At 43.7% G+C, this 23,618-nt stretch carries 27 protein-coding genes; 13 read left to right on the forward strand and 14 right to left on the reverse strand.

The annotated features are described in order from the left end of the window. Positions 1–241: 241 nt before the first annotated feature. Positions 242–1,288 carry an extracellular solute-binding protein gene (locus HMPREF9064_RS00635; protein WP_006719744.1) on the reverse strand — a complete coding sequence of 349 codons (1,047 nt, stop codon included), beginning with the start codon at positions 1,286–1,288 and terminating at the stop codon, positions 242–244. 317 nt (positions 1,289–1,605) lie between these two features. On the opposite strand from HMPREF9064_RS00635, the gene HMPREF9064_RS00630 reads away from it, so the two are divergent. The 6 genes from HMPREF9064_RS00630 (at position 1,606) to HMPREF9064_RS00605 (ending at position 7,283) form a co-directional block, all read left to right on the forward strand. Then, entirely contained in the window at positions 1,606–2,970 is a 1,365-nt protein-coding gene (locus HMPREF9064_RS00630; RefSeq protein WP_032998031.1) for a patatin-like phospholipase family protein, read from the forward strand. 140 nt (positions 2,971–3,110) lie between these two features. Next, positions 3,111–3,506, forward strand: coding sequence for a pyrimidine dimer DNA glycosylase/endonuclease V (locus HMPREF9064_RS00625; RefSeq protein WP_006719747.1), 396 nt, complete (start codon positions 3,111–3,113; stop codon positions 3,504–3,506). Between the two features lie 87 nt (positions 3,507–3,593). Continuing rightward, positions 3,594–4,889: an NAD(P)/FAD-dependent oxidoreductase gene (locus HMPREF9064_RS00620; RefSeq protein WP_006719750.1), complete on the forward strand. Its 1,296-nt coding sequence runs from the start codon at positions 3,594–3,596 to the stop codon at positions 4,887–4,889. Between the two features lie 131 nt (positions 4,890–5,020). Continuing rightward, positions 5,021–5,800 carry an amino acid ABC transporter substrate-binding protein gene (locus HMPREF9064_RS00615; protein ID WP_006719752.1) on the forward strand — a complete coding sequence of 260 codons (780 nt, stop codon included), beginning with the start codon at positions 5,021–5,023 and terminating at the stop codon, positions 5,798–5,800. Continuing rightward, entirely contained in the window at positions 5,784–6,506 is a 723-nt protein-coding gene (locus tag HMPREF9064_RS00610; protein WP_006719754.1) for an amino acid ABC transporter permease, read from the forward strand. Before HMPREF9064_RS00615 ends, HMPREF9064_RS00610 begins: the two co-directional genes overlap by 17 nt. A 9-nt stretch (positions 6,507–6,515) precedes the next feature. Beyond that, positions 6,516–7,283 (forward strand): amino acid ABC transporter ATP-binding protein, encoded by a 768-nt coding sequence (locus HMPREF9064_RS00605; RefSeq protein WP_006719756.1) that lies wholly within the window; start codon positions 6,516–6,518, stop codon positions 7,281–7,283. A gap of 10 nt (positions 7,284–7,293) precedes the next feature. Here the strand turns inward: HMPREF9064_RS00605 and HMPREF9064_RS00600 are convergent, their stop codons facing one another. From HMPREF9064_RS00600 to HMPREF9064_RS00580, 5 genes are all read right to left on the reverse strand, one after another. Further along, complete coding sequence (locus tag HMPREF9064_RS00600) at positions 7,294–7,581, reverse strand: DsrH/TusB family sulfur relay protein (RefSeq protein WP_006719758.1); 288 nt, start codon at positions 7,579–7,581, stop codon at positions 7,294–7,296. A gap of 2 nt (positions 7,582–7,583) precedes the next feature. Continuing rightward, positions 7,584–7,946: a sulfurtransferase complex subunit TusC gene (gene tusC, locus HMPREF9064_RS00595; RefSeq protein ID WP_006719760.1), complete on the reverse strand. Its 363-nt coding sequence runs from the start codon at positions 7,944–7,946 to the stop codon at positions 7,584–7,586. Beyond that, positions 7,943–8,320, reverse strand: a complete 378-nt coding sequence (gene tusD / locus HMPREF9064_RS00590; RefSeq protein WP_006719762.1) for a sulfurtransferase complex subunit TusD — start codon at positions 8,318–8,320, stop codon at positions 7,943–7,945. The genes tusC and tusD overlap by 4 nt, the downstream gene beginning before the upstream one ends. A 2-nt stretch (positions 8,321–8,322) precedes the next feature. Further along, a complete protein-coding gene (locus tag HMPREF9064_RS00585; RefSeq protein WP_006719764.1) occupies positions 8,323–8,991 on the reverse strand; it encodes a helix-turn-helix transcriptional regulator in 669 nt (222 codons plus the stop codon). Between the two features lie 79 nt (positions 8,992–9,070). Then, positions 9,071–9,799, reverse strand: coding sequence for an FKBP-type peptidyl-prolyl cis-trans isomerase (locus HMPREF9064_RS00580; RefSeq protein WP_006719766.1), 729 nt, complete (start codon positions 9,797–9,799; stop codon positions 9,071–9,073). Between the two features lie 89 nt (positions 9,800–9,888). On the opposite strand from HMPREF9064_RS00580, the gene HMPREF9064_RS00575 reads away from it, so the two are divergent. Further along, positions 9,889–10,110: a SlyX family protein gene (locus tag HMPREF9064_RS00575; protein WP_006719768.1), complete on the forward strand. Its 222-nt coding sequence runs from the start codon at positions 9,889–9,891 to the stop codon at positions 10,108–10,110. A gap of 57 nt (positions 10,111–10,167) precedes the next feature. On the opposite strand, the gene pgdx is transcribed toward HMPREF9064_RS00575, so the two are convergent. Further along, the gene (gene pgdx, locus HMPREF9064_RS00570; RefSeq protein WP_006719770.1) at positions 10,168–10,896 is read right to left on the reverse strand and encodes a hybrid peroxiredoxin PGdx; all 729 of its coding nucleotides are present in this window, start codon (positions 10,894–10,896) and stop codon (positions 10,168–10,170) included. Between the two features lie 154 nt (positions 10,897–11,050). On the opposite strand from pgdx, the gene oxyR reads away from it, so the two are divergent. The 6 genes from oxyR (at position 11,051) to gss (ending at position 17,302) form a co-directional block, all read left to right on the forward strand. Beyond that, positions 11,051–11,947, forward strand: coding sequence for a DNA-binding transcriptional regulator OxyR (gene oxyR, locus HMPREF9064_RS00565; protein ID WP_006719772.1), 897 nt, complete (start codon positions 11,051–11,053; stop codon positions 11,945–11,947). A gap of 11 nt (positions 11,948–11,958) precedes the next feature. Continuing rightward, positions 11,959–12,579 (forward strand): HTH-type transcriptional repressor FabR, encoded by a 621-nt coding sequence (gene fabR, locus HMPREF9064_RS00560; RefSeq protein WP_006719775.1) that lies wholly within the window; start codon positions 11,959–11,961, stop codon positions 12,577–12,579. Next, the gene (locus HMPREF9064_RS00555; protein WP_032998216.1) at positions 12,575–13,075 is read left to right on the forward strand and encodes a protein disulfide oxidoreductase; all 501 of its coding nucleotides are present in this window, start codon (positions 12,575–12,577) and stop codon (positions 13,073–13,075) included. Before fabR ends, HMPREF9064_RS00555 begins: the two co-directional genes overlap by 5 nt. A 175-nt stretch (positions 13,076–13,250) precedes the next feature. Further along, positions 13,251–14,174 carry an ADP-glyceromanno-heptose 6-epimerase gene (rfaD, locus tag HMPREF9064_RS00550; protein ID WP_006719779.1) on the forward strand — a complete coding sequence of 308 codons (924 nt, stop codon included), beginning with the start codon at positions 13,251–13,253 and terminating at the stop codon, positions 14,172–14,174. Positions 14,175–14,258: 84 nt separating this feature from the next. After that, positions 14,259–15,302 carry a lipopolysaccharide heptosyltransferase II gene (gene waaF / locus HMPREF9064_RS00545; protein ID WP_032998034.1) on the forward strand — a complete coding sequence of 348 codons (1,044 nt, stop codon included), beginning with the start codon at positions 14,259–14,261 and terminating at the stop codon, positions 15,300–15,302. Between the two features lie 104 nt (positions 15,303–15,406). Beyond that, positions 15,407–17,302 carry a bifunctional glutathionylspermidine amidase/synthase gene (gene gss, locus HMPREF9064_RS00540; protein WP_006719782.1) on the forward strand — a complete coding sequence of 632 codons (1,896 nt, stop codon included), beginning with the start codon at positions 15,407–15,409 and terminating at the stop codon, positions 17,300–17,302. Between the two features lie 86 nt (positions 17,303–17,388). Here gss and HMPREF9064_RS00535 read toward each other — a convergent pair whose 3' ends face one another. The 7 genes from HMPREF9064_RS00535 to napF are packed head-to-tail and all read right to left on the reverse strand — an operon-like array spanning position 17,389 to position 23,607. After that, positions 17,389–18,024: a NapC/NirT family cytochrome c gene (locus HMPREF9064_RS00535; protein ID WP_006719784.1), complete on the reverse strand. Its 636-nt coding sequence runs from the start codon at positions 18,022–18,024 to the stop codon at positions 17,389–17,391. Positions 18,025–18,037: 13 nt separating this feature from the next. Next, positions 18,038–18,487 carry a nitrate reductase cytochrome c-type subunit gene (locus HMPREF9064_RS00530; protein ID WP_006719787.1) on the reverse strand — a complete coding sequence of 150 codons (450 nt, stop codon included), beginning with the start codon at positions 18,485–18,487 and terminating at the stop codon, positions 18,038–18,040. A gap of 37 nt (positions 18,488–18,524) precedes the next feature. Further along, positions 18,525–19,406: a quinol dehydrogenase ferredoxin subunit NapH gene (napH, locus tag HMPREF9064_RS00525; protein WP_006719789.1), complete on the reverse strand. Its 882-nt coding sequence runs from the start codon at positions 19,404–19,406 to the stop codon at positions 18,525–18,527. After that, entirely contained in the window at positions 19,406–20,239 is an 834-nt protein-coding gene (napG, locus tag HMPREF9064_RS00520; protein WP_032998218.1) for a ferredoxin-type protein NapG, read from the reverse strand. Before napG ends, napH begins: the two co-directional genes overlap by 1 nt. A 48-nt stretch (positions 20,240–20,287) precedes the next feature. Next, positions 20,288–22,768, reverse strand: a complete 2,481-nt coding sequence (gene napA, locus HMPREF9064_RS00515) for a nitrate reductase catalytic subunit NapA (RefSeq protein WP_006719792.1) — start codon at positions 22,766–22,768, stop codon at positions 20,288–20,290. Positions 22,769–22,799: 31 nt separating this feature from the next. Beyond that, positions 22,800–23,084 (reverse strand): chaperone NapD, encoded by a 285-nt coding sequence (locus tag HMPREF9064_RS00510; protein WP_006719794.1) that lies wholly within the window; start codon positions 23,082–23,084, stop codon positions 22,800–22,802. After that, complete coding sequence (gene napF, locus HMPREF9064_RS00505; RefSeq protein ID WP_006719796.1) at positions 23,077–23,607, reverse strand: ferredoxin-type protein NapF; 531 nt, start codon at positions 23,605–23,607, stop codon at positions 23,077–23,079. The genes HMPREF9064_RS00510 and napF overlap by 8 nt, the downstream gene beginning before the upstream one ends. Positions 23,608–23,618 lie beyond the last annotated feature (11 nt).

The following is a 23,618-nucleotide window of genomic DNA, read 5'->3' on the forward strand; positions in this document are numbered from 1 at the left end:
AGTTGAATCGTTAAGATAGCTATCTTTGCGCATAGCCAAAAAGTACTAGGAATATACCCCCACTTAGCCCAGAAAGCAACTTTTAAGACGTGTTCTTACGTAATGAAATCAATAGGTTTCATCTTATAAAATAAATGTTAATTCGGTGGATTTTTATCATTTGATGGCTTAAATAAAAAACGACCCGCACTTACATATAAAGTGCGGGTCGTTTTTCATGTATTTATTGGCAGAATAGAAATTAATTGGTTTTTAATTGATTCCAATATTTTTCATAAATATCCACCGCGGAGCCTACATCGCTTTGGATAATGCCTTTTTCCACTTCTTCAGCCGGTGGGAATAAAGTTGGATTTTCCGCCATGGCCGGTTCCAACAAGGCTTTCACCCCATTATTTGGCATGGAATAACCCAATCGTTCCAACACCACTTTGGCATTTTCAGGACGTAATAGGAAATCGATGAATTTATAGGCATTTTCCACATTTTTTGCGCTTTTTGGAATCGCGTAGTTATCCATCCAGAAAATCGCGCCTTCTTTCGGATATACAAAAGCAATTTTATCGTTTTCTTTATGCGCCAAATAGCCGGAACCGTTCCAAATCATGCCTAATGACACCTCGCCTTGCACATAAGGCACTTCCGGTGAGTCGGAGTTAAACACCGCCACATTCGGCAGCAGTTTCACCAAGCGCTCATAAGCCGCTTTAATCTCTTCTTCATTGGTGGTATTCGGCGATTTACCATCTAACAATAACGCAACATGAAATACTTCGCGTGAGTCACTGGTCAGCAATACTTTGCCTTTATATTCCGGATTCCATAAATCGGCCCAGCTGGTGATTTTGCTTGGATCAATATCTTCGGAATTCACCGCCAACCCGGTCAAGCCGTAAACATACGGCAAGGAATACTCGTTGTTCGGATCGAAGTCTTTATGCAATAAATTGTCGGGAATTTGTTTGAAATTGCTTAACTTACTGTGATCAAGCTTTTGCAACATGCCATCTTTCGCCATTTTGTTCACATAATAGCTGGACGGGAATACCAAGTCATAGCCAGCGTTATCAGAAATCAGTTTGAGTTTGGCATACATTTCTTCGTTGCTTTCAAACGTGGAATAAATCACTTCAATACCGGTTTCTTTGGTAAATTCGGCAACGAGGTTGGAAGGGACGTAATCGGTCCAGTTATAAACGTACAGTTTTTCTTGCGCAAAGGCGGTGGTGGAAAGGAGAGTCAGCGTCAAGCCGAGGGTTTTAAGCGTTTTTGCAAACAAATTTTTCAATTTATTGTCCTCCAAAGCTAACAATAGCGAGTGGTTAATTTTCATAAAGGAACTGAGTAAAAACTCGGCTGGCAGTATAGCAGATTTTAAATACTTGTCCCGTGCTTTCGGGCAAACACAATGAATTTTTACCGCATAAAGTGCGGTGAGTTTTCAGGTTGTTTTTATGTAAAACGTTACAAATTCTTACCGCACTTAGGCTGACTCAATGACGTAACCAACGGTCAAAATCCATGATGTGTGATCAACCTCCCTTTCCCCTTGCTTATAAGCGTTGTAGAATAAAAATTATCCAATCACAGCAAAGGGATATTGTTATGAAACACCTTCACATTTCTTTCAAATGTACCTTACTTGCTGGCAGCCTTGCTTTACTTACCGCATGCCATTCCATTATTTATCACCCCACCAAAACTATCGAGCAAATTGAGCCGGAAAAAGGCTATCGCTTAGAAAGTGCCATGCAACAGGCATTACAAAAAGAAAATTTGGTGATTGTCGCCTTTTCTGGTGGTGGCTCACGGGCAGCTTCTTTGGGTTATGGTGTGTTAGAACAATTCCAACACGCCAGCGTACGACCAACGGAAAAAGGCGATACGTTATTACAAAATATTGACGTGGTGTATGGTGTCTCAGGCGGCTCTGTGCTTGCCGCATATTTTGCGTTAGAAGGACAAGACATTATTCCGAAATTTAATGAGTCCTTTTTGAAAAAGAATTTCCAGAAGAAAGTCATTAATGAAGTCTTTTCCATGAGCAACGTACCTCGTCTTACCTCCCCACAATTCGGGCGTAGCGATTTGTTGCAAGAGCAGCTGAATCTTGCGTTGTACGGTGGGAAAAAATTTGCCGACCTTGAACAACGTAAAGGGCCCTTTGCCGTCATTAACGCCACCGACATGACCGCAGAACAAAAAATTTCCTTTACACAAGATTTCTTCGATTGGCTTTGCGTGGATCTCAATGATGTTGAAATCGCCCGAGCAGTGGCCGCCTCCAGTGCCGTGCCGTTAATTTTCTCACCAATCACACAAAACAATCACGGTGGCACCTGCCATGCGGAAAGTAAGAAAGACTTGCTGATGCTGACACTACCGAAAAATCGTCTGTTGTTGAGCAATTTTGAAGCCATGAAAAAACGTGTTGCGCGTTACCAAAACAGTGCAGAAAGACCATATTTACATCTGGTTGACGGTGGCTTAACAGACAATCTTGGCCTAGCCAGTTTATTGGATGTGTCGAATTTACTCAGCATGCGCAAATTATATGCTGAGCTAAAACACTACAATTTACGCAACATTGTGGTGGTCAACGTCAACGCACAAAACGAGCGCACCAGCCACATTGATAAGTCTGCCGACGTACCGGGCATCAGAGAAGTGGTGAACACGGTCATTAATGTACCGATTGATAAAACCACGGAATCTACGGTGAAATACTCACAAAAATTTGCCGAACAATGGAACGCTTACGCTAAACGTAAAAAAGACGTAAAAATTAAAATTTATTTTGTGAATTTGAGTTTGAAAAATCTACCGGAAGGGCAGCTGAAAAACGATGTACTCAACATCGGCACCTCTTTCTATTTGCCGGAATCTGACGTGGATAAACTGCGCGAAGCCGCTAAAATTTTATTGCAACAATCAAAAGAATATCGCAAAGCATTGAAAGCGTTGCAATAAACAAAACGCGAAGTGCGGTCAAAAAACACATCAATTTTTGACCGCACTTTATACTTGATGGATTCCGCCTAAAAAGTCATTGGACGATATCACTGATTTCTTCTAGTATGACGCATCGTTTTTAACGTTATAGAGAAAACATGACTAGAATCAACCTGGTGCCACCTGCCGAATTGTGCGATCAACATTTACTCGCCGAACACCGCGAGCTCACCCGCATTCCCAATGCCGTCGCCAAAGGCAAATATCATTTAAAAGGACAACCGGCAGAGTACAAACTAGGCGAAGGCCACGTTCGTTTCTTCTTCAACAAAATGGCTTTTTTGAAAAAACGCTACGATCTTCTGCATGCCGAATGCAAAGCACGCGGCTTTAACGTGCAATACATTTGGAATGAAGAGTTGCCGCAAGATCCCACTTTATGGCTCGATTACAAACCCACAGAAGCAGCCCTCGCGCTCAACCGCGCACGCATTCAAGAACGCATGCCGGCAAAGGCGAGATTTACGCCATATAAAATTCAGGTAGAAAAATAACCGCACTTTTTCGTGTGTTTGTTCAAATATTGACTTCTCCCCCTTGCGTAGTAATATGCACCCACTTTTCATTACAGGCGTTTATTTATGCTAGCGTTTTCACATCAAGAACATATTGAATCCTATTATTCCGTCACCCGTAACCAACATTTCGAGTTACCGCCGTTAAATCAAAAAGAATCGGCTGACGTGTGCATTGTCGGTGCAGGCTTTTTCGGTTTATCCACGGCATTAGAACTTGCCGAACAGGGCAAAAGCGTGATCGTACTGGAAGGCGCACGGGTAGGCTTTGGCGCATCAGGGCGTAGTGGCGGTCAGGCCATTAACGGTTTTGAAGACGGCATCGATGAATATATCGAACAAGTAGGCTTGGAAACTGCCCGTAAGTTATGGCAAATGTCCTTAGAAGCCATTGATATTATTGATGAACGCATTGCGAAATACGATATTCAGTGCGATTGGAAGAAAGGCTATGCCACGTTGGCGCTCAACGAGCGTCGCATGGAAGATTTAATCGCGGCTGAAAAAGCCAGCCACGAGATTTTTGGCTATCAAAATATGCAGCTTTGGGACAAAGCAAAATTGGAACAACATCTCGGCAGCAAAATTTATTGTGGTGCGTTGTATGATAGCAATTCCGGCCATTTGCATCCGCTTAATTATTGCTTAGGTTTGGCAAAAGCGTGCTTGGATTTGGGCGTGCGTATTTATGAGCAATCGCCTGTGGTAGATTTGCGTGAAAAGGCGACAGACATTGAAGTCATAACGGATAAAAGCGTGGTTGTTGCCAAAGATGTAGTGTTGGCGACTAACGCCTACATTGATGTGCTACCAAAAAGTATTCACCGTGGCATTGCCCGCAAAATTCTACCGGTAGAAAGTTTTATCATCGCCACCGAACCGCTTGATCAAGCCACCGCCGATTCCGTGATCAATAACGGCATGTCTGTGTGCGACAGCAATTATTTGCTGGATTATTACCGTTTAAGCGCCGATAACCGTTTATTATTCGGGAGCGATTCCAGCTCGGAGAAAAACATGATTGAGGTTATGCGCCACAATATGTTGCACGTTTTCCCACAGTTGGAAAACGTTAAAATTGATTACGGTTGGGGCGGCCCTATCGACATGACCATCAATTCCAATCCACATTTCGGACGCATTTCGCCACATATTTATTTCGCCCACGGCTATTCCGGCCACGGCGTGGCGCTCACTGGTTTGGCGGGACGCGTTGTCGCAGAAGCCATTTTAGGCAACGATGAACGCTTGGCTATCTTCAGTAAATTAAAAGTGCCTTCAGTATTCGGCGGCAAATTAGTGAAGAACCTCGCATTAAAAATCGGCGTGAACTATTACCGTTTCTTGGATAAATACCGTTAATTTGGTGACATCATTTTATTTCTTTTGGTTATACGATAGAGAAAATGATTATTTTATTGGGTGTAAATTTACTGTAATAATTCACCGCACTTTTGGTCTTATTAAGCAAATTCTCAAGAGAGGAATGACTCATGAAAAAATCTATTTTTGCAAACGTATTACTGTTATCCGGTTTGGCATTGGGTGTCGCCACTCAGACCATAGCGGGTGAAATTTCTGACCGTGTAGAAAAAACCAAAACCTTATTAGTGGGCACAGAAGGCACTTATGCGCCCTTCACCTTCCACGATGACAGCGGCAAATTAACCGGTTTTGACGTAGAAGTCATTGAAGCCGTAGCACAACGTTTAGGGTTAACCATTCAATTTAACGAAACCCAATGGGATTCTATGTACGCAGGCTTGAACGCCAAACGTTTCGACTTAATCGCCAACCAAACCAACCCAAGCCCGGAACGTTTGAAAAAATACCTTTACACTGCGCCGTATAACTATTCCACTGCCGTTATCGTGACCAAAGAAGACGACAATAGCATTAAAACCTTTGAAGATTTAAAAGGCAAAAAAGCAGCACAATCCTTAACCAGTAACTACGGCAAAATCGCCAAAGCCAATGGTGCAGAATTAATCGTGGTGGACGGTTTGGCTCAAGCGTTGAAATTGATCACCCAAGATCGCGCCGAAACGACAGTGAACGATCACTTGGCAGTTTTGGATTACTTCAAAAAACAACCGAATGCCGGTTTGAAAATTGCCGTAAAACGTGATGAAAAAGTGCCTTCCGGCTTCGCCGTGTTAAAAGGAGAAGAACCGTTGATCGAAAAAATTAACCAAGCATTGGAAGAATTAAGAAAAGACGGCACCTTGAAACAAATTTCAATCAAATGGTTCGGTGATGACATTACTCAATAATTTTCTCGCGTCACTTCCCTTTATGAATGCAGAAAGAGCTGATGAAGTCATCAGCTCTTTTTGGCCTATGTTGGAAGCCGCCATTGATAAAACCATTCCGTTGGCGGTGATTTCTTTCTTTGCCGGGGTGGCTATTGCATTAATTGTGGCGTTGATTCGCATTGTGGAAAAGCCAAATCTTGGCATGCGTTTATTGCAAATACTTTGCCGCATTTATGTTTCCACCATTCGCGGCACACCGATGTTGGTGCAGATTTTCATTATTTTCTATGGTCTGCCGGAAGTAGGCATTAAGCTCGATCCGTTTCCAACAGCGATTATCGCCTTTTCCATTAACATCGGCGCTTACGCCTCAGAAACCATTCGCGCAGCGATTTTATCTATTCCGAAAGGGCAGTGGGAAGCCTCCTATTCCATCGGCATGAATTATTATCAAACTTTCACTCGCACCATCATGACGCAAGCCTTGCGCGTATCGGTGCCGCCATTGGCAAACACCTTTATCAGCAACGTAAAAGATACGTCTTTGGCATCGTTAGTATTAGTGACGGAAATGTTTCGCGTGGCACAAAACATCACTGCAGAAAACTATGAATTTATTATGATTTATAGCGAAGCCGCACTGATTTACTGGTGCATTTGTTTGATTTTATCCTTTGCGCAAGATCGCTTGGAACAACGCCTATCCCGTCATCTCAAGGCCTAAGGAAATCACATGTTAGAAGTGAACAATATTCATAAAACATTTAATGGCAATTCGGTGCTCAAAGGGATCGATTTTCACATTGAAAAAGGCGAAGTCGTGGCGATTCTCGGTCCTTCCGGCTCGGGTAAAACCACCTTTTTGCGCTGTTTAAACCTATTGGAACGCGCTGAACAAGGCACGTTGCATTTTACCGATGGCAGCCTTTTCTTAGATTTTGCTAAGAAAATCAGCAAAGCGGACGAACTCAAATTACGTCGTCGCTCTTCCATGGTGTTTCAGCAATACAATTTGTTCCCTCATCGCACCGCACTTGAAAATGTGATGGAAGGGATGGTCGTAGTGCAAAAGAAAAGCAAAGTAGAAGCAGAACAACGTGCCGTGGAATTGCTCACCAAAGTGGGCTTAAAAGACAAAATGCACTTATATCCATCGCAACTTTCCGGTGGTCAGCAACAACGGGTGGGCATTGCCCGTGCGTTAGCGGTTCAACCGGATATTATTTTGCTAGATGAACCCACCTCGGCGTTGGATCCGGAATTAGTGGGCGAAGTGCTACAAACGTTAAAGTTACTGGCACAAGAAGGCTGGACGATGATTATCGTGACCCATGAAATGCAATTCGCCCGTGATGTGGCAGATCGTGTGATTTTGATGGCTGACGGGAATGTGGTGGAACAAAACAGCGCTCGCGAATTTTTTGAAAATCCACAACATGAACGCACTAAGCAATTCTTGCTGCAGGCAAAAATTCCCGTTTGCGTGGAATATGAAATTTAGCCTGTTCTTTTTATAGGGCAATTTGTGGGAAATACTGTTCGCTGAGCGCAACAAAATCTGCTAACGAAATAGACCGCACTTTTGCATCATTTGGCAGAAGTGCGGTTAAATTTCTCGCCAAAATATCGTTCTCTAAGGCAAAACAGGAGGCATGACAACGCGCCAACACATCCGCCTGTTTTAACGCCAATAACACGCCATCTTGCCATAACACCACCGCATCCTGCGCCGTGGCATTCAGCAAATAATGTTCCAGTTCTGTTTGTGAATAATGGGCTTGAGAAAAAGTATAAAGCATAATCAAAAAGTCAAAATTTTTTCACTTTGTTGCAGGATTTGTAACAACTGTTGACGCGGTAGTACATCACAATCCAAGACGAAATCCGACGATGTCAGCTGAAATTGTTGCAGTGAATCGGCACACACATAGCGCTGTTCAATATCGTATAAATCCAATAATTTCAACGCACTTGCCGTGTCTTTTTGCAAGACGACTTCCGCTTGTTGCTGTTTTTGCAAGTTCAACACACCGTCATCTAGGAAAAACACCGCAATGTCTTCTTCGGCACAAAATGCCGTCGCGGCAAGCAGCGCATCTAATCCTTCCCGTGTATTGGCCGTGCCGTAAGGGGCATGACGAAAAATAAAGGCAAGTTTACTCATACGGTTATCACTCGATCAGCTTGAAGCAAGGCTTGGCTAAATTCACCTAAGCCGGCAAGTTGAAAAACGTCCGCCAAACTGACCGCACTTTTATCCGCCGCCGACTCGCTGTCCACCACGCCACGGCGTTGCGCTGCGGCAACACATAAATGCAACGGCACATTAAATTGGCGAGAAAAGGCTTGCCATGCTTTGACTAAATGAAATTCATCATTGGCGGGATACACCAAGGCGTTGCCATTGCTAACACCGTCTTGATAGAAAAAGATTTGGCGGATGTGATGTTTGTGAACCAACTCTTGTGCTAACTGATACGCAAGAAAAGCGCCTTGGCTCCCATAAACCGATTGTTTAACCACCAATACATAATCCATGATTACTCGTCCTGATCCTGTTTAATTTGGCGAATGTATAAATACACGGTATGGCGGGAAATATTGAGGCGTTCCGCCACCAAATTGATCGCATCTTTAATGTCGAAAATCCCTTTCTCATACAACGAAATCACGATTTGGCGGTTTTTATTATTATTTGCCACCATACGGTCGGAAGTCACTTCCTCAATGGTTTTTTCCACGGTTTGAACCACCAATTCCTCCACCGAACTGGCAAAGTTCACCGCAGAGGTTTCACTGTGATCCGATGCCGGAATAAAGTTTTGTAGGAATTGCGACATAGGGACATCTAAATTAATGTTGATGCAAAGCAGGCCAATGATACGTTTTGCGCTGTTACGAATCGCGATAGTCACTGACTTCATCAAGCCACTGCTTTTCTTGGCGCGGGTAAAATACGGTTTGCTGACGCTTTCCGATTTCATATTGTGCAATGAACGCAACGCAAGATCCGTCATAGGCGAGCCCACTTGGCGGTTGGTGTTATGTCCGTTAGCGATGTAAATGGCGGAGTGTTCTAAATCCTCAAAAGAATGTAGAACGATTTCACAATGTTGCCCGATGAGCGCACTGACACCGTCAACCACGGCAATATAGGAATTTAAAATTGTGCGATCTTCGTCGGTAAAAGGGCGTTTATCTGTGAGCATGAAAGAGCGTGTTGGTATTTATTCAAACAAATGACCGCACTTATCAGTTCAACACCGAAAAGTGCGGTCGTTTTTTTCGTTATTTTTTCGCAGGAATCACATCTAAGACTTCGACGTCAAAATAAAGTGTTGAGTTTGGCGGAATGCTCGCACCGGCACCGTCTTTGCCATAAGCCAAATCCGGTGGTAACACCAATTCGATTTTGCCACCTTTTTTCACTAATTGCAGACCTTCAGTCCAACCTTTAATTACTTGATTTAACGGGAATTCTGCTGGGGTACCGCGTTGTACGGAGCTATCAAACACCGTTCCGTCAGGTAATTTGCCGGTATAGTGTACTTTTACGACATCTGTCGCGTTGATCGCATTACCGGAGCCGGCTTTTTCGACACGATATAACAAACCGGAAGCCGTTTTCTTCACGCCATCTTTTTTAGCAAATTCCGCGGCAAATTTATTGCCTTCCTCTTCGGCTTTCTGTGCCACGGCAGCGGCACGTTTTTCACTCTCTGCTTTTAATTTAGCATCAATGCCTTGCAAAGCAGTCGCGATGTCTTTGTTGTCTTCCAACTTAACTTTGCCGTTTAATACATCGGCAATCCCGGCCACCACTTTTGCGTTGTCATAGTCGATAACGCCTTTTTGGGCATTGATAAGGCCTTGTAAATCAGTACCAAATAACACACCAACGGCATAAGAAGATTCTTCTTTGAATTTAGCATCGTTTTGCTCTGCTGCTAAAACGTTGCCGGAAATGACCGCACTTAACATGAGCGCTAAAGCGGAGACTTTTTGAATTTTTAACATTGTGTTCAATCCTTTATAATAAGTGACAGATGCGCAGGATAGGGTAAAACGGATTCAACAAATTCACAACATTTATTTAGGAAATTATTATGTCGATACAACAACATTTAGAACAGCGAATTGCCGAGCTGGAAATGAAAGTCACCTTTCAGGAAACGGTGATTGAAGAATTGAATCAAGCGTTAATCGAGCAGCAATTTATTTTAGACAAAATGCAACTCCAGCTCCGTTATGTGGTGAACAAAATGAAAGACATGCAGCCTTCCAATATCGCCAGCCAAGCGGAAGAAACCCCGCCACCGCATTATTAACTAAAAAACAAAAAGGACGTCAACATGACGCCCTTTTTTATTCAGTCTATACGCTGATTATTTCGCGAAATACGCTTCTAAATCATCGCTACCACCGATGTGTTTACCACCGATGAAGACTTGTGGCACAGTCGCACGACCGGAAACCGCACGCACGCTCACGATAGTTGCATCATGACCTAATACGATTTCTTCAAAGCTTAAGCCTTTGTCATGTAACATTTGTTTTGCTTTTGCACAGTATGGGCAACCAGGTTTAGTAAAGATCGCGATGGATTCTTGAACTTGGTGTTGTGGTGCAAGGTATTTCAACATGGTATCAGCATCGGACACTTTGAACGGGTCGCCCGGCTCATTTGGTTCAACGAACATTTTTTCTACTACGCCGTTTTTCACGAGCATAGAATAACGCCATGAACGTTTACCGAAACCTAAATCTTCTTTACCTACCAACATACCCATGCCTTCGGTAAATTCACCATTACCGTCCGGAACGAAAGTGATGTTGTCGGCTTTTTCGTCTTCTTTCCATGCGTTCATAACGAAAGTATCGTTCACAGAAACCACGAGAATGTCATCAACGCCGTATTTTTTGAATACTGGTGCTAATTCGTTGTAACGTGGTAAGTGGGAAGAAGAACAAGTTGGGGTAAATGCACCCGGTAGAGAGAAAACGATAACAGTTTTGTTATCAAATAATTCGGATGAAGTTACATCAACCCATTGGTCGCCTTGGCGAGTGCGGAATGTCACTTGAGGAACTTTTTTACCTTCCATATTGGACATGATTTTTCTCCTATTAATGATGTGGAACGGATTAGAAACTGCTGTACAAAACCTAAACAGATTCTAAATGACGATGAATTATAGGTAAAATTATGATATAGTCACAATCAATTAATTCTATCCTTTTAATTGTTACTTTCTATAATGAGGACCTATGAATATTCGCGATTTAGAATACCTTGTTGCTCTTGCTGAATACAAGCACTTTCGTCGTGCGGCAGATTCTTGTCATGTCAGTCAACCTACCTTAAGCGGTCAAATTCGTAAATTAGAAGACGAGCTCGGCATTATTTTATTGGAACGTACCAGCCGTAAAGTTTTATTCACTCAATCAGGTTTATTGTTGGTTGAACAAGCCAAAACTATCCTACGCGAAGTGAAATTATTAAAAGAAATGGCAAGCAACCAAGGCAAAGAAATGACCGGTCCATTGCACGTTGGCGTCATTCCAACCATCGGGCCTTATTTAATGCCGCACATTGTTCCGGCGCTACAACAGGCTTTCCCTGAACTCGAGTTATTCTTGTACGAAGCACAAACCCATCAATTATTGGAACAATTAGAAACCGGCCGACTCGATTGCGCTATTGTTGCCTCTGTGCGTGAAACCGAACCGTTCATCGAAGTGCCGCTATTTAACGAAAAAATGCTACTGGCCGTTTCCGAAACCCATCCTTGGGCGAAGGAAGAGACCATTCCAATGAGCATGCTAAAAGATCGTGAAATGTTAATGTTAGATGATGGACACTGTTTGCGGAATCAAGCTCTTGGCTATTGTTTCACTGCCGGTGCAAAAGAAAATTCACATTACCAAGCAACCAGTTTGGAAACCTTGCGTAACATGGTGGCGGCCAATGCCGGCATGACTTTAATGCCGCAACTTGCGGTTCTTAGTGAGGGCGCTCGTGGCGGCGTGAAATACCTGCCATGCCACACACCACAGCCGGCGCGTGATGTCATTTTAGTTTACCGTCCGGGTTCCCCATTGCGTGTACGTTATGAACGCATTGCCGAAGCGGTTTCTAAATCAATTAAACCGCTTTTAGATTAATGGAGTAAAGCATGGTCGGTATTCGCGCACAACAAAAAGAAAAAACCCGTCGAGCTCTCATTGATGCCGCGTTCAACCAGCTGACGGCGGAAAAAAGTTTTTCCAATTTAAGCCTACGGGAAGTGTCTCGCGAAGCCGGCATTGCACCGACCTCATTTTATCGACATTTTCGCGATATGAACGAATTAGGTCTCACCATGGTTGACGAAGCGGGGCTAACCCTACGTCAACTCATGAGACAGGCACGTAAACGCATCGCCAACGGCGGCAGCGTCATTGTGATTTCGGTGGAAACCTTCTTTGAATTCATTAATAACAGCCCAAACGTATTCCGCCTGTTATTGCGCGAAAGTTCCGGCACATCCCAATCCTTCCGTACCGCAGCCGCCCGTGAAATCAAACATTTCATTGATGAACTGGCAGAGTACATCGCTCACAAAAACAACTATTCCCAATACATTGCCTACGTGCAGGCGGAAGGCATGGTAACCATTGTCTTTACTGCCGGCGCCAACGCCTTGGACATGAGTAAAACAGAACGGGAACAGTTAAAAGAGCGGTTGATTTTACAGCTCAGAATGTTAGCTAAAGGCACCAAACACGAAGCCAAAGACCGCCATGACATCGATTAATATCAAAAAATTATTGAAAAATACGGTTTCTTTATTGCTCACTTTACTGATCATGAGCAGTATCTTGGATTTTATTCGCAAACCGACTGTACCGGATAATCTCAACGCCACGGCGTTATACGATTTACAAGGCAACCCGTTTTTTCTGCCACAACTGGATCAAGACAAGCCTACGGTACTTTACTTTTGGGGAACCTGGTGTAGCTACTGTCGTTACACCTCATCAGCAATTAATGATCTGGCAAAAGAAGACTATCCTGTGGTTTCCGTTGCATTGCGTTCAGGTTCTGCACAAGATGTAGCGAATTACCTGACGGAACATCAATATGGTTTCACCACGGTTAACGATCCTCAGGGTGAACTAGCAACGCAATGGCATGTGGGCGTTACTCCCTCCATTATCATTTTACGTCACGGCAAAATGGATTTGGCGACAACCGGTTGGACAAGTTATTGGGGACTAAAAGTGCGGTTGTTTTTAGCGACGTTTTTATAAGAAAAAACACATTTAAAACCTATCACACAAAAACCAACATTTTTTGAATATTGGCTTTTCTAACAGCATCAATCGGCGAACAATCAAGCCTAACTTGATTGCGAATACTTTTACCTTGGTGAGCAAATCAATTACAATGAGCGACAACTTTCATATCTAGTAAGAGGACAGAACTATGATTATCGTAACCGGTGGCGCAGGCTTTATTGGCAGCAATATCGTCAAAGCATTAAACGACATGGGTCGTAAAGACATTTTAGTGGTAGATAACTTAAAAGACGGCACAAAGTTCATTAATTTGGTGGATTTAGACATCGCTGATTATTGCGACAAAGAAGATTTCATCGCCTCCATTATCGCCGGCGATGATTTAGGCGACATCGATGCCGTTTTCCATGAAGGTGCATGTTCTGCCACCACAGAATGGGACGGCAAATACATCATGCATAACAACTACGAATATTCCAAAGAGTTGTTGCATTACTGCTTAGATCGCCAAATTCCATTCCTCTACGCGTCCAGTGCCGCCACTTACGGCGACAAAACCGAATTCCGCGAAGAACGCGAATTTGAAGGCCCATTGAATGTGTACGGCTATTCCAAATTCTTATTTGACCAATATGTGCGCGCGATTTTACCTGAAGCGCAATCACCGGTGTGCGGCTTCCGTTATTTCAACGTGTACGGCCCACGTGAAGGCCACAAAGGCTCTATGGCAAGTGTCGCGTTCCACTTAAATAATCAAATTCTCAAAGGTGAAAATCCGAAACTCTTCGCCGGTAGCGAACACTTCCGCCGTGATTTCGTGTATGTGGGCGATGTCGCCGCAGTGAATATTTGGTGCTGGCAAAACGGCATTTCCGGTATTTTCAACTGTGGCTCCGGTAACGCAGAATCTTTTGCTGAAGTAGCAAAAGCGGTGATTAAATTCCACGGAAAAGGCGAAGTGGAAACCATTCCATTCCCGGAACATTTAAAATCCCGCTACCAAGAATACACGCAAGCGGATTTAACCAAACTCCGTGCTACCGGCTACGATAAACCGTTTAAAACCGTGGCAGAAGGCGTAGCGGAATATATGGCGTGGTTGAATAAATAATTACACCTCTCCATTCAAAACAAAAAGAAAGTGCGGTTAAAATTCATTATGTTTTTTAACCGCACTTTTAGCATAAGGCAAAACATGAATATCCTAATTATCGGCCCCTCTTGGGTCGGCGATATGATGATGTCGCACAGCTTATATCAACAACTTAAACTGCAATATCCAACTTGCCTAATTGATGTGATGGCGCCGAACTGGTGTAAGCCGTTGCTGGCACGCATGCCAGAAGTGCGTAACGCCATTGAAATGCCGCTCGGACACGGCAAATTTGCGCTATGTGAACGTTATCGTTTAGGCAAAGCGTTACGTCATCAGTATGACATGGCGATTGTTTTGCCGAACTCTTTAAAATCCGCGTTTATCCCTTTATTTGCGAAAATTGCCGTGCGTCGTGGTTGGAAAGGGGAAAGTCGTTATTTTCTGCTCAATGACTTACGTAACAACAAACGGGATTACCCAATGATGGTGCAGCGTTATGTGGCATTGGCGTTTGAAAAAAATGCGGTGCCGAAAGCGGCAGATATTCCTGTCTTAAAACCTTACTTAACCGTTGAGCCAACACAACAGGCAGAAACCTTAAAAACATTTGAAAACCAGACCGCACTTTTAGGCAATCGCCCGATTATTGGTTTTTGTCCGGGGGCCGAATTTGGCCCGGCAAAACGTTGGCCGCATTATCATTACGCGAAATTAGCGGAAATGCTGATTGAAAAAGGCTATGCCGTGGAATTGTTTGGCTCCCCGAAAGACGTAGAAGCCGGCGAACAAATTCGCAATGCATTGCCTGCCGAGTTGCAACCGTTTTGTTTAAATTTAGCGGGACAAACTAATCTGAATCAGGCTGTGGATTTAATTGCTCACTGCACGGCGATCGTGAGTAACGACAGTGGTTTAATGCACATCGCGGCAGCTACAGATCGCCCATTGGTGGCGCTTTACGGCCCAACCAGCCCAACGTATACGCCACCACTGTCAGATAAAGCGGAAATCATCCGTTTAATTGAAGGCGATTTGATTAAAGTGCGTAAAAGCACCGACAGCGCGGAAGGATATCATCAAAGTTTGATCGATATTACACCACAAAGCGTATTTGAAAAACTCACCGCATTACTGAATAAATAGTTAAATCACCGCCAAAGTGCGGTGATTTTTTTTTGATAAATTCGTTGGGGGGCAAAAAATAAAAGATCTATACTACGGTTTTAATTTACTCTTTCGGAGTTGTTATGCCGGATCGTTCTCCTAATATCGCAACACATGATCCCTTCGGCAGCTTATTGGGTTATGCACCCGGCGGCGTTGCCATTTACTCTTCAGATTACAACACAGCAGATGCGCAGGAATACCCTGACGACACCGCTTTTCGTAGCTACCTGGGTGGCGAATACATGGGCTATAAGTGGCAATGTGTGGAATTCGCCCGTCGCTATCTTTATCTCAATTACGGCATGGTCTTCACCGATGTTGGCATGGCGTACGAAATTTTTTCTTTGCGTTTTCTACGCCAAGTGGTTAATGACGCGTTGTTACCACTACAAGCCTTTGCCAATGGCGGAAAGCGAGCGCCAGAATGTGGTGCATTGCTGATCTGGCAGGAAGGTGGCGAGTTCAAACATACCGGCCATGTGGCGATTATCACCGAAGTGCTGACAGATAAAGTACGCATCGCGGAACAAAATGTGATTCATTCCCGCCTGCCGAGTGGTCAACAATGGACCCGTGAATTGCCGATGACGATTACAGAGGATGGCTATCGCTTACATGATACCTTTGATGATACAGAAATCCTCGGTTGGATGATTCAAACGGACAACGAGGAATTCAGCCTACCACAACCTATGCCGGAGCCGAATAAACTCAACATTTATGCAGAACACATTGAGAACCAAGGACAGTTTTCAGCAAACTGGCTTGATCAAACAAAACCACTAGAGGCAGCTTACGTTAAAGCAATGCAAGGGCATATTGTGAATCATGGTGATCAATATCGTTATTTTGTGCTTTCAGAAAGTGCACAGCATGAATTGATTCGCGCCACGAATGAATTACACCTCATGTATTTACACGCCACCGACAAAGTGCTTAAAGACGATAACTTATTGCAATATTTCAATATCCCAAAACTGCTTTGGCCTCGCCTGCGATTATCTTGGCAAAATCGTCGTTATCAAACCATCACTGGGCGGTTAGATTTCTGTCTCGATGAGCGTGGTTTGAAGGTGTATGAATACAATGCCGATTCCGCATCTTGTCATGCTGAAGCAGGCGCAATTTTGCCACAATGGGCAAAACAAGCTGGCATCACAGCAGGGCATGACCCGAGCGAAGGATTACGTAATGCGTTGGCGGACAGTTGGAAACACAGCCGTGCTACACCACTCGTACATATTATGCAGGACTACGATGCCGAAGAAGATTACCATGCCCTATTTATGCGTGATGCACTAATCCAAGCCGGTTTTAACACAAAGATTATTCACGGCACAGAAGGGCTACATTGGGATATTCGTGGGCAGTTATTAGATGATGAAAATCAGCGAGTCCAAAGCGTATGGAAAACCTGGGCGTGGGAAACCGTGTTGGAACAATTACGCGAGGATGCCACGGGCCGCGAGGTTGCCCCACCGATTCGTACCGGTTATCCGGAAGATAAAGTGCGGTTAATTGATGTATTACTTCGCCCAGAAGTATTGGTTTATGAACCCTTGTGGACGGCTATTCCAAGTAACAAAGCTATTTTACCGGTGTTGTGGTCATTGTTTCCCAATCATCGTTATTTGTTGGAGGCAGGGTTTGAGCTCACGCCAGCATTAATTGCCAACGGTTATGCACAAAAACCAATTGCCGGGAGACGTGGTGATAATGTGAAACTGATTGGTGAATGTAAAAGCGTGCTAGACAGTACAAATGGGCGTTTTGGTAAACAAGAGAACATTTATCAACAGTTATGGTGCTTGCCTAAAGTCGAAGAGCAGTATGTACAGGTGTGTACTTTCACCGTAGGTGGACATTATGCCGGCAGCTGTCTGCGTTCTGATCCAACCCGTGTGATTGTCGGTAATAGCGATATGCAACCATTGCGTATATTAAGTGATAAGGCGTTTACACAGAAGGTAAAATAGATTTAGGGGAGATCAAAATAGGCACCTTCAAGGTGCCTATTTTTACTTTAAAGTGCGGTCAAAAAACTCAACGTTTTTGAACCGGTTTATTTTTTGTCTTTTGACTCAGCCGGCTCAACCTCAGCACCTTGCAACCAACCCGGAGCAACTTTACTCATATCCGGTAAGTTGTGTGCAATACCTTTATGGCAGTCAATACAGGTTTTGCCGTTTTCTTGAGCAAATTTATGCATTTTTTGCGCCACCGTTTTTTGTTGAGAGAAATCCATGCGATCCATTTTATGGCAGTTACGACATTCTTTAGAATCATTAGCTTTCATACGCGCCCATTCATTTTCCGCCATGTGCGGACGACGAGCGTTGAATTTCTCAATAGTATCGGTCCAACCCATGTAATGGGCATACACTTCTTTTGCCGCCACCATTTTACGCCACATTTTCGGGCCAAACTCATGTGGTACGTGACAATCCGGGCAGCTCGCCCCTACACCGGTACGCGTTTGATAGTGTACGCTGTGTAAATATTCCGGATAAGCGTCATTTGTATGGCAACCTGAACAGAATTGTTCCGTGTTGGTTTGTTCCAAACTGTAATTAAAGCCGACCCAGGATAAAATACCGCCGATAAAAGATAAAACGATAATCGTACCAACCGCTATACGGCTAGGTGATCTAAACCAGCGCCAAAGCCGAATGAGAATATTTGCTTTTTTATCTGACATAATCGCCCCTTAATTACTTACCGTAACCTTTCATTGGTTTGAATTCATTTGGCACGATTGGCTCAACATCAGATTGAGAAACGTGACATTGCAAACAGAAATAACGGCGAGGAGATGAACTGGAGCCGATATTACCATCGCGATCAGCAAAGTGTGTCGGGCTGATACGCGTTGCCCCGGTAACACGAGAGGCTTCAACGCTGTGACAGTTCAAACATTGGTTAACATTTTTGGTGACTTGATAGTTTTTTACGCTATGTGGCACCATTGGTGGTTGGTTAACATAATTTAATGCAGGTAATTCACTTTGTTTCGGTGCATCGTGGAATGCCGGTGCAACACTTTCCGGTGAATTATTGAAAAAGTCTCCGGCACCACTGTTTGATTGTTCTGCCATGACAGAAGTCGCAAACAATGCCGCGAATACAGCACCGCTAAAAGCAAAGAGGTTTTTTCTAGTCATTTTAATCACTCCCCCGAATGATGGAAATTTTTTATTTTTATTGGTTTAAATTGACGACAGGAATATCGTTATTAAACCTATGGCTAAAGGTGAATACTTTTTCAGCGCAAACATCGATACAACGTCCGCAACTGATACAATCTTGAGAAAGCACAAGCAGGCTTTCGTTATTTTTACCGTGTAATGGAGAACGTAACACTTGTGGTTCCGGACAAACGTTATAACAATCCATGCAATTATCGCATCTTGCTCGGTCAATTACTTTGATCCGAAGCAGACTTTTCGCACCGATAACACCATAGGTTGCGCCGATTGGGCAAAGGTGTCCGCACCATCCGTGTTCGACAATGAATAAATCAAAGAAGAAAACAACTAAGATTAACCACGCTGTTGCACCAAAGCTATAAATTAAAGCCCTTCCTAATGCAGCAACGGGGTTCACCCATTCCCATAGTAACAAACCGCTTACCGCACTACCGGCTAAAATCATGACTAAGATAGCATAGCGTAAACTGCGTGGAATTTTTGCCGTTTGACGAATACCCAACTTACGGCGAATCCAAGCCGCACAATCGGTGACGACATTTAACGGACAAACCCAGCCACAGAAAACCTTACTACCTAACAACGCATAGATTATAAAAATAATCAATGCACCGCTGAGAGTCAGAATACCCGGTAAATGGCCAGAAGCCAGACTTTCTAAGGTAATTAACGGATCACTAAACGGAATAACATCGAAAAGCAAACTTCCGCTATAATTGCCTTTTAAAATCCAAACACCCAAATAAGGTCCGCTTAAAAACATCAACAAAATGCTTAGCTGACTTACACGTCGCCAAAATAGGAAACGATTAGCATACCACCAGCCCAGTTTTTCTCTGGCTTCTCGTCCAGCAAACTTTGGTGCATTAGCCATTACTTACCTCCTAATACCGGTGCCAAAACAGGCTCTGGAATTTGTTCAGCACCTGTTGCAGGAATAGCACCCGCAGGTGTTGGTATTCCGTCCGGTAATCGGGTCGGCATAGAAATCAAATCGTCCGGTGCAAGAGAATGTCCTGCTTTCGATTTTTCTTCCCAACCTAAACGATAATGTTTACCCAACATACCTTTAGCAAGAGACATCGGTAATACTTTGATTGCCGCTTCTTCCAATACGCAAGCTTTTTCACATTTACCACAACCGGTACAAGCATCAGAATGAACGGTCGGAATAAACACGGCGTGTTTACCGGTACGCTCGTTACGATGGCTTTCTAATGTAATCGCTTTGTCGATTAAAGGACAAACACGATAACATACATCACAACGCAAACCTTGCCAGTTAAGGCAGGTTTCGTGGTCTAGCAATACAGCAAGCCCCATACGGGATTCGTTAATATCCTGTGCATAGCGATCTAACGCACCACTTGGACAAGCGTGAGCGCAAGGAATATCGGGACACATTTCACAAGGTTTATCTCGCGCAATAAAGTATGGCGTACCGGCTTCCATTGGAGAAAGTAAGGATGCCAAATGCAACATATCATATGGGCAAGCTTGCACACATTGACCACAACGAATACAGGCGGCTGCAAACTTCTCGTCATCCTCAATAGCAAACGGTGGACGTAACGCCACACCTTCACGGGCTAAGCTTTGTTTTTGTTGTAAACCTAATAAAAGGCCGAGCCCAACTAAACCGCCCGCAGTACGGGTTGCTTCTTTGAGGAATTTTCGGCGATCAGGTGTTACTGTTGGTTTTTTCATTGTCTTAATGACCGCACCATAAAGTGCGGTCTGTTTTCCCATTATTTTTTAAGCTTTTTCCACTTTTACCGCACATTTCTTGAAGTCGGTTTCTTTGGAAATCGGGTCAGTTGCATCCAATGTTAATTTATTGGCTAACTGTCCTGCATCAAAGAAAGTGGTATAAACCAAACCTTCCGGTACTTTATTACGACCACGAGTATCTAAATAAGAAATCATTTCGCCACGACGTGAAGCGATCTTAATCTTATCGCCATGACGCAACCCGCGTTTTTGTGCATCGTTCGGGTGCATCCAAACAACGTTGTTCGGGAAAGAACGGTGCAATTCCGGTACACGGCGGGTCATGGTACCTGTATGCCAATGTTCTAACACACGGCCGGTACATAACCATAAATCGTATTCAGCATCCGGTGACTCTGCAGGTGGTTCATAAGGCACAGCAAGAATAATCGCTTTTTTATCCGGGTAACCGTAGAACGCCACGCCTTCACCTTCTTTCACATACGGGTCAAAGCCTTCACGGTAACGCCATAAGGTTTCTTTACCGTCCACAACAGGCCAACGCAAACCACGTGCCTTGTGATACATATCGAACGGCGCTAAGTCATGACCATGACCACGACCGAATGATGCGTATTCTTCAAACAAGCCTTTATGTAAATAGAAACCGAAGTGGTAAGACTCATCATTTAATTGGCCTTCTGCAAGCTCGCTTAGTGGGAATTTATCCACTTGACCATTGCGGTACAACACTTCATATAAGGTTTTGCCTTTGTACTCCGGATTTTTCTCTAGAATTTCTGCCGGCCACATTTCATCGGTGGTGAAATATTTAGAGAACTCCACTAATTGCCATACGTCAGACTTCGCTTCACCCGGTGCTTTGACTTGTTGACGCCAGAATTGAGTACGACGCTCTGCGTTACCATAAGCACCTTCTTTTTCTACCCACATTGCTGTTGGAAGCATTAAGTCTGCGGCTAAACAGGAAACAGTTGGGTATGGGTCGGACACCACGATAAAGTTGTCCGGATTACGCCAGCCCGGGAAAGTTTCTTCATTAATATTTGGACCGCCTTGCATATTGTTGGTACACATTTGCCATAACACACGCATTTTACCGTCTTTTAATGCACGGCTTTGAGCAACAGCATGGAAACCTAATACATCCGTAATAAGTCCTGCAGGTAATTTCCAGATTTTTTCTGCAATTTCACGGTGTTTTGGATTGGTAACCACTAAGTCTGCCGGCAAGCGGTTAATAAAGGTACCTACTTCACGGGCTGTACCACACGCAGACGGTTGACCGGTTAAGGAGAACGGACCACAACCCGGAATAGAAATTTTTCCGGTTAATAGATGGATGTTATAGATTAAGTGGTTTGCCCACACACCGCGAGTGTGTTGGTTGAAACCCATGGTCCAATAAGAAACCACTTTACGTTTTGGATCAGCATATAATTTCGCCAAGTTTTCCAACACATCTTTTGGTACGCCGGACATTTCGTGGGCTTTATCTAAGGTGTATTCAGCAACTAGGGCTTTTAATTCCTCAAAGTTACTGTCATACATTTTGCCGCTGTTCGGATTTTTTGCCGCTTTTTGCAATGGGTGATTATCACGCAAGCCGTAACCGATATCGGTTTCACCACGTTTGAATTTGGTGTGTTTATTGACGAAATCCCAGTTAATCGCATCGTTTTGAATTAAGTAATTGATAATGTAGTTTAAAATCACTAAGTCAGTATGTGGCTTAAAGACTAGACTATAGTCAGCCAACTCGAAACTACGATGTTCATAGGTTGAAAGTACGGCGACTTTCACATCTGGGTTGGATAAGCGACGGTCGGTAATACGAGACCACAAAATTGGGTGCATTTCCGCCATATTGGAACCCCAAAGCACGAAAGCTTCAGCATTCTCAATATCATTATAACAACCCATCGGTTCATCCATACCGAAAGTACGCAGAAAGGCTACTGCTGCGGATGCCATACAGTGGCGCGCATTCGGGTCGATATTATTAGAACGGAAACCGGCTTTCCAAAGTTTAGCTTTAGCATAACCTTCAAAGATGGTGCTTTGACCGGAACTGAACATACCCACACCGTTTGGCCCTAATTCTTTCACAGCAGCTTTGAATTTTTCTGCCATGGTTTTAAATGCGACATCCCAGCTAACTGGCGTAAAATCACCGTTTTTATCGTATTTGCCGTCTTTCATACGTAGCATCGGCTGGGTTAAACGGTCTTTACCGTACATGATTTTCGGTAAGAAATAACCTTTAATACAGTTTAAACCACGGTTTACTTCTGCATCCGGGTCACCTTGTGATGCTACAACGCGACCATCTTTGGTTCCTACCAATACGGCACAACCGGTACCACAGAAACGACAAACGGCTTTATCCCATTTAATTTCGGATTCAGCGGCTTCTACATTTTTTACCGGAATAGTTAATCCGGCAGCCGTAGCTGCAGCAACAGCAGCATTGGCTTTCATAAAGTCTCTACGACTTAAATTCATAGTGTTTTCCCCCCACTATATGATTTTTGAGTTATTCAGGCTGTTCATCCTGTTGATGATAAATCAGCGAAACGGTAATAACACCGTCAATATCTTTCACAGATTCCATGTTGTTAAGCAAGATATGCTGATCGTGAGATTGCATAACAGCAACAATCTTACCAATCTTTTCGTCAAAGGTTGGCACTTCTGTGTTTGGAATCGCTAAAAGTGCGGTACGAATCGCGGGTATTTTTTGGGGTTTTCCTTGCACCACCAAACCGACGACGTGCCAGTCTTTCGCTTCTTCCATGGTTAAAACTTCAGTTTCATTCATCGTTGTTAGGATATGTAATTTTTATTGCATTCACCGGACAACTGTTTAAACAGGCGCCACACCCATTACAGTTATCCACGTTTACCATCGGCTGTGCCACACCACCTATTTGTAAGCGGAATCGAATGGCATTTACCGGACAGTTATCTTGACAGCTACGACACTCGATTTTCTGTTGCGTTAAGCATAAAGAGGTGATTTCTACCTTATGTTCCCAAGGTTTCTCTTCTATTAAACGGAAAATCGGTTGTTTGCAAACATCCACGCATTTATGGCAAAAAGTACATTCGCCTTGGCTAAATTGCACTTGCGGAAAACCGCCCTCACCCTTAATCAAAATATGCGTTTCACACACTTCAATACAGTCGTCACAACGGGTGCAATGCTGAATAAATACTTGGTTATCTTTGCTCCAAGGTGGTCGAATACCATTAAAACCTTGGACTTTTTGTTGTTCTGTCTGTAACGATGACAAGAAAGAACCACGTAAAAAATGGCGCCGTGAAACATCAGGCGTTGTCATTCGTCTTTACC

Origin of the sequence: Aggregatibacter segnis ATCC 33393, assembly GCF_000185305.1 — a bacterium.
GTDB lineage: Bacteria > Pseudomonadota > Gammaproteobacteria > Enterobacterales > Pasteurellaceae > Aggregatibacter > Aggregatibacter segnis.

Coding starts and splice junctions, on each gene's coding strand:
- HMPREF9064_RS00630 (WP_032998031.1), top strand. CDS start 1,606: ATGAAACACCTTCACATTTCTTTCAAATGTACCTTACTTGCTGGCAGC.
- HMPREF9064_RS00625 (WP_006719747.1), top strand. CDS start 3,111: ATGACTAGAATCAACCTGGTGCCACCTGCCGAATTGTGCGATCAACAT.
- HMPREF9064_RS00620 (WP_006719750.1), top strand. CDS start 3,594: ATGCTAGCGTTTTCACATCAAGAACATATTGAATCCTATTATTCCGTC.
- HMPREF9064_RS00615 (WP_006719752.1), top strand. CDS start 5,021: ATGAAAAAATCTATTTTTGCAAACGTATTACTGTTATCCGGTTTGGCA.
- HMPREF9064_RS00610 (WP_006719754.1), top strand. CDS start 5,784: ATGACATTACTCAATAATTTTCTCGCGTCACTTCCCTTTATGAATGCA.
- HMPREF9064_RS00605 (WP_006719756.1), top strand. CDS start 6,516: ATGTTAGAAGTGAACAATATTCATAAAACATTTAATGGCAATTCGGTG.
- HMPREF9064_RS00600 (WP_006719758.1), bottom strand. CDS start 7,581: ATGCTTTATACTTTTTCTCAAGCCCATTATTCACAAACAGAACTGGAA.
- tusC (WP_006719760.1), bottom strand. CDS start 7,946: ATGAGTAAACTTGCCTTTATTTTTCGTCATGCCCCTTACGGCACGGCC.
- tusD (WP_006719762.1), bottom strand. CDS start 8,320: ATGGATTATGTATTGGTGGTTAAACAATCGGTTTATGGGAGCCAAGGC.
- HMPREF9064_RS00585 (WP_006719764.1), bottom strand. CDS start 8,991: ATGCTCACAGATAAACGCCCTTTTACCGACGAAGATCGCACAATTTTA.
- HMPREF9064_RS00580 (WP_006719766.1), bottom strand. CDS start 9,799: ATGTTAAAAATTCAAAAAGTCTCCGCTTTAGCGCTCATGTTAAGTGCG.
- HMPREF9064_RS00575 (WP_006719768.1), top strand. CDS start 9,889: ATGTCGATACAACAACATTTAGAACAGCGAATTGCCGAGCTGGAAATG.
- pgdx (WP_006719770.1), bottom strand. CDS start 10,896: ATGTCCAATATGGAAGGTAAAAAAGTTCCTCAAGTGACATTCCGCACT.
- oxyR (WP_006719772.1), top strand. CDS start 11,051: ATGAATATTCGCGATTTAGAATACCTTGTTGCTCTTGCTGAATACAAG.
- fabR (WP_006719775.1), top strand. CDS start 11,959: ATGGTCGGTATTCGCGCACAACAAAAAGAAAAAACCCGTCGAGCTCTC.
- rfaD (WP_006719779.1), top strand. CDS start 13,251: ATGATTATCGTAACCGGTGGCGCAGGCTTTATTGGCAGCAATATCGTC.
- waaF (WP_032998034.1), top strand. CDS start 14,259: ATGAATATCCTAATTATCGGCCCCTCTTGGGTCGGCGATATGATGATG.
- gss (WP_006719782.1), top strand. CDS start 15,407: ATGCCGGATCGTTCTCCTAATATCGCAACACATGATCCCTTCGGCAGC.
- HMPREF9064_RS00535 (WP_006719784.1), bottom strand. CDS start 18,024: ATGTCAGATAAAAAAGCAAATATTCTCATTCGGCTTTGGCGCTGGTTT.
- HMPREF9064_RS00530 (WP_006719787.1), bottom strand. CDS start 18,487: ATGACTAGAAAAAACCTCTTTGCTTTTAGCGGTGCTGTATTCGCGGCA.
- napH (WP_006719789.1), bottom strand. CDS start 19,406: ATGGCTAATGCACCAAAGTTTGCTGGACGAGAAGCCAGAGAAAAACTG.
- napG (WP_032998218.1), bottom strand. CDS start 20,239: ATGAAAAAACCAACAGTAACACCTGATCGCCGAAAATTCCTCAAAGAA.
- napA (WP_006719792.1), bottom strand. CDS start 22,768: ATGAATTTAAGTCGTAGAGACTTTATGAAAGCCAATGCTGCTGTTGCT.
- HMPREF9064_RS00510 (WP_006719794.1), bottom strand. CDS start 23,084: ATGAATGAAACTGAAGTTTTAACCATGGAAGAAGCGAAAGACTGGCAC.
- napF (WP_006719796.1), bottom strand. CDS start 23,607: ATGACAACGCCTGATGTTTCACGGCGCCATTTTTTACGTGGTTCTTTC.